This window comes from Acaryochloris sp. IP29b_bin.148 (genome assembly GCF_028285565.1).
In the GTDB taxonomy this organism is placed as follows: domain Bacteria; phylum Cyanobacteriota; class Cyanobacteriia; order Thermosynechococcales; family Thermosynechococcaceae; genus Acaryochloris.
Window position 1 is genome coordinate 1 of the sequence record NZ_JANQOY010000131.1, and the last position, 14,165, is coordinate 14,165.

Consider the following 14,165-nt stretch of genomic DNA (forward strand, 5'->3'; position numbering starts at 1 on the left):
ATGCCCAGGGCAGTATTGCTGATTGTAAAGTATCTTGACGTAAAGTTGTAAGGATCTCTGGAAGTAAAAACCGAACTCAGGGCGAGTTGGCCTATTTCCCCAGATCAATTGAGGACACTCTTGGCAACCCAAACCTCCTTAAACGCAAACTCAGGGGACTGGTTAGGATATTGATCTTGCATCGTTGTGCAACCTATTTTTCTAAATTTTTAATTGCATCACCATCAGAGTGCCCATGAGTACCCCATTATTTCAACAAGGCCAAGCGCAACTTCGGCAAAAACAATATGCGGATGCGATCGCAACCTTTACCCAAGTCCTAGAAGCCGATCCCTTTTCCATCGAAGCCTATTGCCAGCGGGGGTTAGCCCATTACGATTCCGGTAATGTCTATGCCGCGATTGAAGACTACGGTAAGGCCCTAGAGATTGACCCTAAATCAGCCAAAGCATATTACTGTCGAGCTTTAGCCCGACTCTCCTTAAAAAATGTACCTGGGACGATGGCCGATGTAGAGCAGGCGATTGGGTGCGATCGCACCTATGCTGCCGCCTATAAATTGCGCGCCATTGTCCATCGCAAGCAAGGGGATATCCAAGCTGCAATCGCCGACTTTAAGGTGGCCTCAGGACTTTACCTGGATCAAAAAGATGCGGATGGAGCCCGCCAATGCATCGACAAAATTGAAGAAATCCGACCCAAAAATGCAACCCATCCTGTCGCTCCCATCACAAGAGCACCCAACGCGCCGCCACCTGCAATGTCGGAAAAAGACTACTTTACACAAATCCTCGATCGGGCCAAAATCGGCCAGCTCAGTCAGGCCCTCTCGGATATTAATTGGGTCTTACAGGCCGATCCTCAAGATGGCAAAGCCTATTGCTGTCGGGGATTGGTCTATTGTAAACAGGGCAACTACCAAGCTGCAGTGGCCGATTTCAACCAAGCCCTCACCCTTAAATTTGAAGATCCGATTACCTACCGGGGGCGCAGCAAGGCCCGCTTGAACCTCAAGGATCCTCAAGGGGCGATTGCAGACTGTAATCAAGCCTTATTCCTAGCCCCTGAAGATAGTGATGCCTATGTTGCCCGAGGCAATGCCTACCGAGCCATTGGCCATCATTTAGGCGCCATCGAAGACTATGCCGAAGCCTTACGTTTGAATGGCAACAATGCCGATGCCTTTTTCCAGCGTGGCCTTACCTATGCAGGGATGAAGGAAAATCCCCAAGCCATTGCCGATTACCAGCGGGCCATTAGCCTGTTTTGTGCTCAAGAAGAATGGTTTAACTATCAGCAGGTTCTCGCCCAGCTCAACCAGCTGCAGCCCTCTACCGAAAACAAGGTTCAGGCTCCGCCACCTCAACCCCCACAAACCATCTATGAGCGCTTGTGGCAGCGGTTATTGGACTTATTGGGAGGGAACCAAGAATTAGCGAAAGGGATGGTGCGAAGCACGAAATCACACTATCCTGGGCGCTCTGAAGAGTGGTACTTAGAAACTGTGATTGTAAGCCTGGAAGACCAGATGAGATAAATGTCGATCCTCTCTCCGTCCTCAACCCGACTGGACCCGACTTTTTCTCCAACACTCCCGACTTCAGCCGACTGACAGGACAGAATCGGCAAAGCTAGGCTGAGCTTAATTTCACGCCGAAGCTTTTGCCGCCTTGTCTATGAACGCTGTTGCTATTTTTGCTGATCTACTCAAAGACCGACACACTTTTCTCCAAGACATTCATGAAGGAAAGCGATTGTCGGTCAAAATCTCTGCTCTGCTGGTCTGTAGCTTTTGTAGTTTTGCCATCTATGGCGCTATCATCGGCTCCTTCCACAGTTCCCTGCAAGCCTTGTCTTCGGGCCTAAAATTGCCGACGCTCTATCTGATTACCTTACTGGTTTGTTTGCCCGCCCTGTATGTATTTAATGCCCTGTTTGGTTCGCGCCAAACCATTGCTCAGCATTTCACCTATGTCTTGAGTGCGGCTGCCGTTATTGCCCTGCTGCTCGTGGGCTTTGCGCCGATTACGTTGTTCTTTGTGATCACCATTTCCCCGGTGAAGGACTATTCGTTTTTTCTGCTGCTCAATGTGGTGATTTTTGCCCTGACGGGCATGTTTGGGGTGTCGTTCCTCTATCAGGCCATGCGCCCTGTTGCTCAGTCTGATACGGATACTAACGTGCAGCTCCGATCTACAGTACTCCGATTTTGGTTGGGGCTCTATGGGTTTGTCGGTAGTCAGTTGGGCTGGACCTTGCGCCCCTTCTTTGGCTCTCCTGGGGCTTTTGAGCTGTTCCGCCCTCGGGAAGGGAATTTCTGGACGGGGGTACTGGATGCGATCGCAAATCTAATGCAGGGAGCTGGATAAAGCCTATGCCCCACAACCTAGCAAACCTGCAAGCCTTACACTTGACCGCCGATGATATTGAATTCCACACTGGTTTCACCCCCCATTCTTTTTGGGTCGGCAGCTTATGGGGAGGCGTTTACCGCCTGTCAGTCTGGCGTCAACCCCAACATTGGCTGCGCATCTTGGGGATAGAGATGATTACTTTAGCCCTACTGGGCATGTTGTCGGTGCCCATTGGCCTGATTACGTTACGAGATACGGCCAACACTCACCGATTTCTCCAGGTGACGACGACGGCAACAGGACTGATGTTTGCTAGCTGGCATGTCCGTCTCTGGCATCGAAAACGTACCTTACGCCCCCTGATGCGTTTATTGGATGATATCGACCAATACAATCAGCTGGTGGAGACGGTCATCCTGCTAGACGGGTTAACGCAAGCGAATCGACAGGTTCCAGTTCCCGATCAACCCCCCATCCTAGAAGCCTTACAAGCCAGTCGAATGAGTTTAGTGACGGCATTAAATCTAGAAAGACTTATACGTCAGCATCAACGGCTGTTCCACCAGAATCAACCCCTATGGCTCGATTTAGATCAAGCGCTGATCACCCTACAAGCGCTGGAGTTGCAAGATCAAGCACAGGACTATCAAGACGTGATTCAGCAAGCCTTAACAATTAGTTTGAATGTGCAAACCACTGTACGACAGCTCTCTCAATCTTGAGCGATTCAGCAATCGCGCTAAATCGTGGGCTACAGGCACATCCATGGGGATTGAGATAGCGCTATTGCATTAAAATACAGAATGACCTTGGGCTCTTTCAGCACGTTGCGTAGATCTCCAGCGGCTTCTGAATGGATGTGGCAGCATCTAGACTGTAGATTGTGTTTGAAAATATTGAGGTTTGGCAACTAAGACGAACACGCTAGAATCCTGTTCCCTATGACGTGGTGAAGGGATAGAGGAATTTCAGGCGGTTTAAGGAAGAAGCGCTTTCATCGCATCGGCAACATGAGCCGCAGAGGCATAACGTTTTTGCGGCTGAGGATGGGTCAGTTGTTGAATTAGATCAGCCATTTCTGGGCTCAAACGGGGTACATCCTCAACATGCAGGCGAAACTCTTCATCACCCAATCGATAAAAGGCATCAGGTTCTTGCCCTGTGAGGATATAGACCAAGGTTGCGCCCAAGGCATAAAGGTCAGAGGCGGGAGCAGCCTTACCCGCTTGCAGCTCAGGAGCAGTATAACCCACTGATCCGATGAAGGTGCCTGCATCAGGGCTTAGGAGCTGCATCTCGCCAAAATTAACCAGAACGACTTCTTTGAACCCGTGGGGAATCGTCGGTCGTACCAGGTTCGCAGGTTTAAGATTGCGATGAATAATGGCAGGCGTTTGCTGATGCAGATAGTCTAAAACTTCACAGATATCTGATATCCATTCGATGGTTTGGGTCTGTGGTAATGGGCCTCTATCAGCTACCCATTGCTTGAGATTTTGGCCATAAATCATCTCGCTGACCAGATAGGGGTAGCTATCCACCTCAAAGGCTTCATAAATTTTGGGCATGCCAGGGTGGCTCATCTGACATAGCTGAGAGGCTTGCTCTTGAAAGGCCACCAAAGCATCTTCATGCTCCAGCCATTCTTGTTGGAGCGTTTTCAGCACAACCATATGGCCATCACGCCAGGCAATGAAGGTATTATCTCCTGTTCCTAAGGGTTTCAGCACATGATATTCGCCAATTTGCCGCCACACTTTCAGCGGCAAGCCACAATCTGTACAAACTAAAGAACCTTGGCTAGCGGATGAACGTTGACAGGTGCAAGTGATTGATGCTGGAAGTCCCTCCGCTATGGGAGGAGTATGGGAGCGGTGCTGTTCCTCTTGAGGGGGTTTGGGAAATGGCGTTTGGCCCACAACCCGAAATTCCTGATCAGAGCTACGTAGATGAGGGTTCGCTTCTGGCGATGGTGCCGCAACCTCCTGTAGCCGTTGCTCAGCCGACCTTTGAGCTGTTACACCAGGTGAGTTGGGCGCAGCCGTAATATCGGATTTATAGTTATTGTCAACATTGCCACTCTCGTCTATGTGGATTTGGATATTAGGACCAGAGCGAGCTAACCGCATAATATTCCCATCGGAGAGAGGAGCTTGATGAACCCGTTTACCGTCTAAGTAGGTCCCATTGGTACCAATATTGACGACTTCCCATTGGGTGCCCGTTTGCCGAATTTCAACATGATAGCGAGAGACAACCGCACTATAGAGTACAACATGGTTGTCTACGGCTCGACCAATGCGAATGACAGGGTCTTGCTCAAAGCTCCAACTTTGAACGGGAGTGGATTGAACAGGATGCAAGAGCGTTAGAGTAATCACGTTATCAATTAAGTTGGAACAGAAAAGTGACTAAATTGCCTTTGCCAAGAGCAATTCGATCGCCTGAGCGCAGACGATGTCGATTACCCGGCAACAGAGGAATATTGTTAATGTAGGTCCCATTGGAGCTACCCACATCTTCTATGAAATAATGACCTCCTTCAAGCCGGATATTGGCATGGACACGAGAGACGATTTCAGCATTAGGGAAAACTGAAACGTCTATACCTGGAGGAATGCGTTCGTTCGGCTTACCAATATGAATCAGATCTAAATTCAGTGGCAAATCAATCGCTGCATTGGTTTGGACGTGAACGAGCTGAACCGTTTGCTGCTGTAACTGCGTTTTAGATTCCCTAAATTGTGTGTTCTCAGGATAAATCGAGAAGGTTGGGATAGGGCTTCCTCGATCGGGCAAGTCATTGGTTGATGGGGGACTATCGGTCGCAGATGGAACTGCTGAGTCAGGTGCTAAGTCAGGTATGACTAGCGGTTCTGGTGGCTGAGAATCGGGAAATGCAAAGGGAGTATCAGAGGATGCAAAATCAGGGGCTGGATCATCCGCGGTCAGGGCTATAATTTCGTCCAATTCCCGTTGTTCATCGTTAAGATTGCAACCACACTGTCCGCAAAAATGGGCTCCCAATTGTATAGATGCGCCACAGTTGGGGCAGCTACTGGTAGTAGGCAACTCCGTTTGGCACACTTTACAAACGACTGCACTATTCACGTTCTGGTAGAGACAATTGGGACAAATAATCATAATTTATAGCTATTTCCCCCATTCAATATTTCCCCGGTCATGGTCAAGTAATGGCTGTAAATCAGTCCTATTGAATCGTTAACGAATCAGTGATTAAAGCATTCCCTTTAATATCTATACAACGAGGGCTTTTATGAACATCAAAGGACTGCTTGTCACATCCTACACGAGATATTTGTTGCACCTATGAGCCTGAATCGGGGATCAATCCATTCAATCACTGCTGAGGTTCAAAACTGCTGAATGAATTTTTGCCTGGTTTGATCTTGCCTCATTGAGTGTACCCAATTCTGCTGCTTAATTTGATCCTCAGGTTTAATGCCTACTTCGGATCAAATGAAATGTCTCTTAGGAGTGTGAATTTTCCCTATCATTGAAAGGGCTGTCCTGCCTCTGCATCCAGCAGCCAAGAGAGTGTGCCATGGGTCGGTTGAATCAATCGGGCTGGAAACTGTGCCGCATCGGCGTTCTCAGCGAAGATTTGAGTCAAGGCGTCTTGCTTATTCGCACCTGTCACTAGGAATAAAATACATCGGGCTTGGTTGAGAACGGGGGCTGTTAAGGTAAGGCGAGGTTGATTATCTTTGCTCCCCACAGTAACGTTGCGATCGCACACCTGTAACGCTTCAGTGTGGGGAAATAAGCTGGCGGTATGGCCATCGGGGCCTAAGCCCAATAAGACGATGTCGAAGCGAGGAAACTCCTGCGGGCCGGTGCCAAAAAACGTTTGCAACTGCCGATCATAGGTTTGTGCTGCCTCTGCTGGGTCGGCGGCTTGGGTGGGCATGGGATAAATATTCTCGGGGGGGATGGCCACATGGTTTAACCAGGCTGCCGTTGCCATCCCCGCATTACTTTGGGGGTCAGAAAGCGGAACATAGCGTTCGTCGCCCCAAAAAACATGAATCTTCTGCCACGGTAAATCCTGAGTCGCGAGCTGCTCATACAGCGGTTTGGGGGTGTTCCCTCCGGCTAAGGCAATAGTGCAGCGTCCTCGCTGTGCGATCGCAGATTTAATTTCGGCTACAGTTAGCTCCAAGGCCCGCGTGATCAGCTGAGGGCGATCGACAAACACTTCAACTTGGGGTTTCATCATTTACTCCGGCTGCCAAAGAAAAGATCAGTTTTGACGGTTAAGACTTGGGGAGGGGTTGCATCAGGCGGATAAACATAGTCCACGGTCACCAACCGCCGCTCCTCAGGCTTTAGCTTTAGCGTAACGAGAGATTGGCTTTTCTGACCCTGTTTTTGTACCAGGTGAAAGTAGCGCAGTTGGGAATTCCCCTCATCATCTTTGTAGCGCACGCGTACCGTCCCGCGAAAAAATACAGGTGCCGATTTCGATCGCCAAAAATTGAGACCGGCCTCCTTGCGATCATGTTTAAGGGGGGTTTGAATGGCAATATCTACCCGCCGAGCCTGTTGCGTTGGATTGAACAGAGGTAGCGTTAAATCATAATGGACCCCGTAATTACCATGGGACAAATAGGCGGTATCCGGGTAGCGCACCAACATCGGCGCACTTTGAACCTGTGCTGTCCCAAACGTGCCTCGCTGCAAGGTACTTAAACCATAGGCAAAGGAACGGCCAGGTTTGGGAATCGTCAGCTGTTGACTCGTGGCATCGTCCGTCAGTTGGGCTTTCCAGCGAGATCCACGACTGACGCCAGCCACACGTCCGTAGAAGAAGGGTGTAGCCTGCTGGTTTAAGGGGGAAGGGGGTTTATCTCGCGGCGACAGCAATGCTCCGTTGAGCAGCAATGCTTCCCAATCCTTCTTTGTCGGAATTTTTTCAGTTCCATCGGCATTCAGGGGCGCTAGCATCGCCATGCTGGCAACATACACTGGGCCATCACTCTGCAAATGAGCCAGCGTAGATCGAGTATTAGAGGAGGGGGCTGTCTTTCGCAGAAGGGTTGTCGCCAGCGCGGTTGATTTTTTGGCCTTTGGCCCTCTCACGGGTTTCTTGGAGGTCGATAAGCTAGGAACCGGAATGGGCAAATTAATCAGCATCTTACTTTGACCCGGACGCAGATAAATCACCGGTGGCCAGTGGGTTTGCCGACGTCCTCTCAGGATTTGATCCACTACACGTCCGCCAGGTCCCGAAAAAACTTTGCCCAGATCATTGCTCACTTGAGGCGGTAAGGCAATATAAGGCGCATCAGGATTCCCTAAAAAGGTGGCCGATTGTAGAACCTTGATGGCCAGCCTTTTAGAACTGGGATTGTATAACAGAATGCCCTTATAGAAGGTTGGAGTATCCTCTGGACGATTCGTCTTGGCCACATGATGCGCAAAAATATCGAACCGACCGTTAAAGGTATAGTTGAGGTGAGCGTTGGGATAGCGTTTACCTCGGGGCGGAAACGTAGATAATAGAATCCCTGACCGTCTAACCACCTCGGGACTATTACTGTTGAAAACAGGGACAGTATCCAATCTGCCAGGTAGAGCGCGGAATTCAACCCCCTGGCGTGATGCAGGTGTGAGATTGTCTTGGCGTGATGCTTGGGCAACGATGTGCCCACGACTGCCTGTGGATAAAGAGGGTATCGACGCCTGCGAAGTCTGGTGTGGTGTTTCAACAGATAAATTCGGAGTCTGTAGCCATAATGTTGCAAACAGAGGAAGCATTCTGCGCGTTTATCTCAAAAACATCAAACCTAAAAGGCGCTGAATACAATACTCTCTACGGAGGATTCAATCACCGTAACAAGTATAGCCCAGAATATTTTTTGTTATCGGTATTTCTTCGCGCTGAATCACTGACAGCTGCTACAATCGTTTGCCCGTTCTTTTGGATAAAGACATCAGCATTTTATTGCTCTTTTAGCACAGCATAGGACTATATTTCTATATTTATTCAGGATATTTAGGAATGATTCTGCCCCTCCTTCCTGAGCTGAACAGAATAGAGCACTGACTGGTTATATAAATAAAAGCACTCGCTTGATTAAGATTGCTAAATTTTCCTTAAATTAGTGTTTTACGACTATTTTGTAGATATACACCCAGGGACTTAGAGGTTAAAAGCCTATACCAAGGGTGGATCAAATCCTCTGAAGATTTTAAGTTTTGAGTCATTGATTGCTCTATTTTTATTAATTCCAGAATCATCAACCACTGAGTTGACATTTTTATAGAGCGCAGGACGTTTATACACATCCTTTGAGATGGGTTAGCAGTCTCATATTTTCTATATCTCTGGCAAGTGATTTTTGGATATATCAAAATATTTTATATTTTGATATAAAACATTTCCTACTCACTATTCTGGACCACAGCGGTGCCACCCCTATTTGCAGGGTAAGGATGGTTTTTAGAAGAACACCCTATCTCAGACAGGGGGGATGGCTTCAAAGTTTCTCGCCACTGAGAATAAACATCGGATCTACTGCAGCAAAGGTTTGGCGAGTACCACGCGTCTCTAGACGATTAATCACAGACTGGACTACTTCAATGTTGCGAGCATGAAGGGCCGAAAAGGTTTCAGAAATAACATAAAGTGTTTCTAAACTGGAGGCCGAGGCCACTAAGCGGCCATTGGTTTGCAGATAGCTCCAGGCTGCTTTGAGGATATCTTGCATGGGATGGCCGCCTTCGATACAAATGCGATTGGGCTGCGTTTTTAAATCAGCTAAGCAAGCGGGGGCATTGCCTTGGACGATGTCCACATTACTCACAGCAAAGCGATCGCAGTTTGCTTGGATTAAATTGACAACCTCTTCATCCCGTTCGATCGCAATGATTTGCCCTTGGGGGCAGAGCAATCCCGTCTCCACCGGAATCGTACCTGTGCCTGCACCGATATCCCATAGCACCGTTTCAGGGAGGAGTCGCAACTGCGAGATCAGCAGTAACCGCGTATCTCTTTGAGTCATTGGAATCCCCGGTAAGCGTTCAAATAACTCATCGGGAATCCCAGGACTGATATAGGGCCAAGTCGGGGAAGACATCATTAGCGGTTATCAATTCACACTAGCTTTTACTTTCTCACAACCTTTAGAGTCTTTAAGCTCAAATCATGACAACCCGTGACGACACCACCACTCTCCTTCAGGTGTAACAGCTGGACTAGGTCTTGGGACCGGATTCTTTCGCCTGGCAGCAGGAGCGGAATGCCCGGTGGATAAGGGCAAATGCTCTCAGCACTTATTCGATCAACTGCCTCTGGCAACGCAACCACTTCAGACGCAGACCAATAGGCGTCTCGGGGAGATAGAGCTGGCCTCGATATACCGGGCCTTTCTTCTATTTTGGGGGGAGTGTTGAGAGAACTCGATCTAGACGTTGGCTGGTAAAGCGCTCGGCATGCCAAGAGGAGTTGGTCAATATCGGCATCGGTATTCCCCAAGCCAATCAAAAAGGTGAGGTGATCTGGGGTGACCAATTCTGCGGTGACTCCATAGGTGGCAATCAGCGTTTGATCTAACCAATAGCCTTGTCCGCCAAAAAGGTAGGTGGGAAGAGTTAGTCGGGTCCGATCTAGGGTAATACATCCAGGTGCAGTCTCTATCGGATTGGCGATTGGATAATGGGGTAGGGCTTGTAGTTGAGTGCGAGCCCGATCGGCAAGTCTTAAAACCTGCTCCATTAAGGGCTTACCGTACAGCGCCATCTGCTGTCGTGCCGCATCCAGAGAGGCGAGCAAGAGGTAATTGGGACTGGTCGATTGGACCAGCTGCAAGGCTTGACTAATCCGGTAAGGCTCAATCCGATTCCCTTGGACATGCAACATTGCAGCCTGAGTGACCGCACCCAACATTTTGTGTGTGGACTGCACGGCCAAGTCTGCGCCTGCAGCAAGCGCTGGCTGGGGTAACTCAGGGTGAAAGGCAAAATGGGGGCTGTGCGCCTCATCCACCAACAGGGGAATACCGTGGTTGTGGGCAAGGGTTGCGATCGCAGCTACATTCCCACAAATCCCTTCATAGGTGGGATACACCAACAGCACTGCTTTGGTCTGAGGGAATTGGACTAGAGCTTGTTGGACCTGCTCAGGAGTCAAACAATGGACTAAATTTAGATCGCGGTCCACAGGGGGTTGGACAAAGATGGGAGTCGCTCCTGAAAGAATCAGCCCCGAAATCACTGACTGATGGACATTCCGAGGCATAATAATCTGATCCCCTGGTCCACAGGTGGCTAAAATCGCCGCGAGAATGCCCGCCGTTGAACCGTTGGTTAAAAACCAGGTGTGTTCAGCCCCAAATAATACTGCTGCCAGTGCCTGAGCCTCTTGGATTACAGACTCTGGTGCAAACAGATTATCTAGCTCAGGGAGTTCGGGCAGATCCATTTGTCCGAACGCAGCACCCAACTGAGCCAGAACGGATGCCGATAGCCCCCTACCCTTTTTATGACCTGGGGTATGAAAGGCCGCTTGAGGGGATTCGGCGCTGGCACAGAGCGCCTGCCACAGCGGGGCTTGCCGTTGATCGATACTCATGGGATAGGTTCCCACCTCTCTCTTTCAAGGGTATGTTTTAATGGCAAAGGGTTATTCCGCAACCGTCCGCACCGATCCTCAACACTCTCTCAATTCCCCAAAGGCATCATTTTTCTTATTTATTCTGAGTACCTAATTTCCCATGTTAAGAGCTGGTATTGTTGGGCTACCCAACGTTGGTAAGTCAACCCTATTTAATGCCTTAGTGGCTAATGCCAAAGCCGAGGCTGCCAATTTTCCCTTTTGCACCATCGAACCCAACGTGGGCGTGGTCTCCGTTCCTGATCAGCGCTTACAGACCCTCACGGATATTTCCCAGTCTGTGAAGACTGTCCCGACGCGGATCGAGTTTGTTGATATTGCAGGTCTGGTTCAAGGCGCAAGTCAAGGAGAAGGCTTAGGGAATCAATTTCTAGCCAATATCCGGGAAGTGGATGCCATCGTCCATGTGGTGCGCTGCTTCGATAGCGATGACATTATCCACGTTGCCGGTTCGGTTGATCCGGTCCGCGATATTGAGGTAATCAATCTGGAATTGACCCTAGCCGACTTAGCCCAGATTGAGCGGCGGATTGAGCGCACCCGCAAAACAGCCCGCAATAATAAAGACGCCCAGGCTGAACTAGAGATCTTAGAAAAGCTAAGAACCACCCTAGATGCAGGGCAAGCCGCGCGTCAGGCTGATTTAAGCCCTGAGGAACAAGACGTGATCAAACCCTTGGGCCTGTTGACCCTTAAACCGATTATTTATGCCACCAATGTGTCTGAAGATGATTTGGCAGCGGGCAATCAATGGGTGGAACAAGTGCGTGCGATCGCAACCCCCGAGCAAGCCGAAACAGTTATTATTTCAGCACAAGTCGAATCCGAACTGATCGAACTCTCTGATGAAGAGCGTCAAGACTTCCTGGGAGCATTAGGCGTCAAAGAAGGAGGGTTAACCTCCCTGATCCATGCCACATATAAACTGCTTGGACTCAGAACTTACTTTACCTCTGGCCCCCAAGAAAGCCGGGCCTGGACCATCCCCATCGGCACCAAAGCCCCCCAGGCAGCGGGAGTAATCCACTCAGACTTTGAACGCGGCTTTATTCGAGCAGAAACCGTTGCTTATCAAGACTTAGTTGAACACGGATCCCTCACTGCAGCTAAGGAGAAAGGCTTAGTTCGCAGTGAGGGTAAAGACTATTTAGTGCAAGAGGGGGATGTGATGCTCTTCCGATTCAATGTTTAGCAAGGATGACACCTGCAACATACAGGACTGCATCTCGTGCGATCGCAATGATTTGTCACGAACCTTCGTTAAGTCACCCAACCACCCGCTTTAGTCAGGTGCGAGCCTCAACAATAAATAACCCAGGCCAATCCCCACTAATATCAGCGTAAAAGACAAAAAAGCTGCAGTGAAAATTTCTCCACCCATAATTGACGAATCCTAAAATTTGTACCAAATACTCAATACTCAGTTAAGCACACTCATGCGCCTTGTTTTCAGTCTTAAGTGATGCAGGGTTAAATTTGGTCTCCGACCACTGAAGCCTGAGCAAGGTGATTCTGTTCCGTGTCATAATAATTCACAAAGATTTCTAGGATTGTGGAAATTCCACGAATTGAGGTCATGTCTACTGAGACGGATTCGAATGAAGAAGTAGTGTCCGTAGATCGATTTGAATGTCGATCCTGCGGATACATCTATGAACCTGATGAAGGTGACAAGAAGCGCAAAATTCCATCAGGAACGTTGTTTACTCAACTTCCTGAAGCTTGGAATTGTCCTGTTTGTCGCTCGCTCCCCGAGCAGTTTGTGAATATTGGCCCCGTGGGCGCTCCCTCGGGTTTTGAAGAAAACTTAGGCTATGGCTTTGGGGTGAATGCCATGACCCCAGGCAAAAAAAACCTACTGATTTTTGGGTCGCTCTTGCTGATATTTATGTTCTTGCTCAGCTTCTATTCTTCTGGCTAAGTCGTAACACCCTGTTACTCTGCCAATCCCCCAAAAGATACTTTGTACCAATTGCAAAGATCCTAAGCAATCAATTGGTTGGTTCGCTATTGCCCGTTCTAAAACAAGATGATAAAAGCAATTCTCAAGATTTCAAGGCAATGGATTTCCATCGTTGCCGCCATATTTTTTCTAACCGCCTGCAACAGCCTGCCAGTGCTTGATTCCCTATCGTGGGAGGCCGTAACGCTCCCCACGGACTCAACGGTCTTGGATGTTAGCTTTGCTTCCCCTGAGCATGGCTGGCTGGTGGGAAGCAACTCTGCCCTGTTAGAAACCTTTGATGGGGGTAAAACCTGGGAGCAGCGTCCGCTTGCCCTAGGAGACTTAGAGTATCGCTTTTCATCCATCAGCTTTTCTGGTGATGAGGGGTGGATTGTGGGTGAGCCCTCTATTTTGCTGCACACCACAGATGGTGGAAAGTCCTGGTCTAGAGTCTCTTTGAGTACTCAATTGCCCGGCACCCCCTATCAAGTCACCGCTTTGGGTCCGAAATCTGTAGAGATGATTACCGATTTGGGTGCCATCTATCAGACACGTGACGAAGCCCAACATTGGACTGCATTGGTGGAAGAAGCAACAGGAGCAACGCGCAATATCAACCGTTCCGGAGACGGTAAATATGTGGCGATTTCCTCCCGAGGCAGCTTTTATACCACCTTTGAACCGGGTCAAACAGCCTGGCAAGGCCATGATCGCAACGGTGCCCGCCGGATTCAAACCATGGGATTTGCGCCCAATGGCAACCCTTGGATCCTTAATAAAGGCGGACAAGTTCAATTCAGCTCGGGCAAGCTGGAAGACGGAGAATATGCTTGGGACGAAGCCTTTACGCCGGGTACCAATAAAATTGGGCTCTTAGATTTGGCCTTTCGAACCCCTGAAGAGGTATGGCTTGCGGGTGGCAGTGGCACCTTACTCTGTAGCTTAGATGGTGGCCAAACTTGGCAAAAGGATACAACTGTAGAAGATGTGCCATCCAACTTCTATAAAATTATCTTTGTATCTTCTGACCAAGGGTTTATTACTGGGCAATCAGGAACCTTACTCCGGTTTATTGCCCCCCCTAAAGCAACCGCTTAGGTGGAATATGTCCTCTGCTTACTCCCTATTTCGGGGATGAGTAGAAGTAAACTTCAGGTTTTACTTGTGGGACGTCCGATGGTTTCGTATGATTAAGTATCATGACTGTGTTCATAGGAGGTGTTTGAAT

General features: G+C 49.0%; 13 protein-coding genes and 1 pseudogene. 6 read left to right on the plus strand and 8 right to left on the minus strand.

The genetic code is table 11. From position 1 onward, the window contains the following. The first annotated feature begins 235 nt into the window (after positions 1-235). The 3 genes from Q0986_RS12275 to Q0986_RS12285 all read left to right on the plus strand — a co-directional run bounded on the left by Q0986_RS12275 (position 236) and on the right by Q0986_RS12285 (position 3,076). Positions 236-1,537, plus strand: a complete 1,302-nt coding sequence (locus Q0986_RS12275; RefSeq protein WP_299410542.1) for a tetratricopeptide repeat protein — start codon at positions 236-238, stop codon at positions 1,535-1,537. A 139-nt stretch (positions 1,538-1,676) separates the two neighbouring features. Then, positions 1,677-2,369: a hypothetical protein gene (locus Q0986_RS12280; protein ID WP_299410545.1), complete on the plus strand. Its 693-nt coding sequence runs from the start codon at positions 1,677-1,679 to the stop codon at positions 2,367-2,369. A gap of 5 nt (positions 2,370-2,374) precedes the next feature. Then, complete coding sequence (locus tag Q0986_RS12285) at positions 2,375-3,076, plus strand: hypothetical protein (protein ID WP_299410548.1); 702 nt, start codon at positions 2,375-2,377, stop codon at positions 3,074-3,076. Between the two features lie 255 nt (positions 3,077-3,331). Here Q0986_RS12285 and Q0986_RS12290 read toward each other — a convergent pair whose 3' ends face one another. The 7 genes and pseudogenes from Q0986_RS12290 to Q0986_RS12315 form a co-directional block, all read right to left on the minus strand. After that, the gene (locus Q0986_RS12290; protein ID WP_299410550.1) at positions 3,332-4,735 is read right to left on the minus strand and encodes an FHA domain-containing protein; all 1,404 of its coding nucleotides are present in this window, start codon (positions 4,733-4,735) and stop codon (positions 3,332-3,334) included. Between the two features lie 4 nt (positions 4,736-4,739). Next, entirely contained in the window at positions 4,740-5,324 is a 585-nt protein-coding gene (locus Q0986_RS12295) for an FHA domain-containing protein (protein ID WP_366918577.1), read from the minus strand. A 39-nt stretch (positions 5,325-5,363) separates the two neighbouring features. Beyond that, positions 5,364-5,498, minus strand: a pseudogene (locus Q0986_RS22970) (zinc ribbon domain-containing protein); the annotation flags it as partial. A 370-nt stretch (positions 5,499-5,868) separates the two neighbouring features. Then, positions 5,869-6,591 (minus strand): 6-phosphogluconolactonase, encoded by a 723-nt coding sequence (pgl, locus tag Q0986_RS12300; protein ID WP_299410575.1) that lies wholly within the window; start codon positions 6,589-6,591, stop codon positions 5,869-5,871. Further along, on the minus strand, positions 6,591-8,135 hold the full coding sequence (locus tag Q0986_RS12305; protein ID WP_299410555.1) for a DUF3370 domain-containing protein: 1,545 nt from the start codon (positions 8,133-8,135) through the stop codon (positions 6,591-6,593). The genes pgl and Q0986_RS12305 overlap by 1 nt, the downstream gene beginning before the upstream one ends. A gap of 722 nt (positions 8,136-8,857) precedes the next feature. Then, complete coding sequence (gene cbiT / locus Q0986_RS12310; RefSeq protein ID WP_366918578.1) at positions 8,858-9,457, minus strand: precorrin-6Y C5,15-methyltransferase subunit CbiT; 600 nt, start codon at positions 9,455-9,457, stop codon at positions 8,858-8,860. 29 nt (positions 9,458-9,486) lie between these two features. Further along, entirely contained in the window at positions 9,487-10,950 is a 1,464-nt protein-coding gene (locus tag Q0986_RS12315; RefSeq protein ID WP_299410561.1) for an aminotransferase class I/II-fold pyridoxal phosphate-dependent enzyme, read from the minus strand. 142 nt (positions 10,951-11,092) lie between these two features. Here Q0986_RS12315 and ychF point away from each other — a divergent pair, with 142 nt between their 5' ends. Further along, positions 11,093-12,184, plus strand: a complete 1,092-nt coding sequence (gene ychF, locus Q0986_RS12320; protein ID WP_299410564.1) for a redox-regulated ATPase YchF — start codon at positions 11,093-11,095, stop codon at positions 12,182-12,184. A 90-nt stretch (positions 12,185-12,274) separates the two neighbouring features. Here ychF and Q0986_RS12325 read toward each other — a convergent pair whose 3' ends face one another. Further along, positions 12,275-12,373, minus strand: coding sequence for a PetM family cytochrome b6-f complex subunit 7 (locus tag Q0986_RS12325; RefSeq protein ID WP_299410567.1), 99 nt, complete (start codon positions 12,371-12,373; stop codon positions 12,275-12,277). A 195-nt stretch (positions 12,374-12,568) separates the two neighbouring features. On the opposite strand from Q0986_RS12325, the gene Q0986_RS12330 reads away from it, so the two are divergent. Continuing rightward, the gene (locus Q0986_RS12330; protein WP_299410570.1) at positions 12,569-12,913 is read left to right on the plus strand and encodes a rubredoxin; all 345 of its coding nucleotides are present in this window, start codon (positions 12,569-12,571) and stop codon (positions 12,911-12,913) included. A gap of 108 nt (positions 12,914-13,021) precedes the next feature. Then, entirely contained in the window at positions 13,022-14,035 is a 1,014-nt protein-coding gene (locus Q0986_RS12335; protein WP_299410572.1) for a photosynthesis system II assembly factor Ycf48, read from the plus strand. The last annotated feature ends 130 nt before the right edge of the window (positions 14,036-14,165 follow it).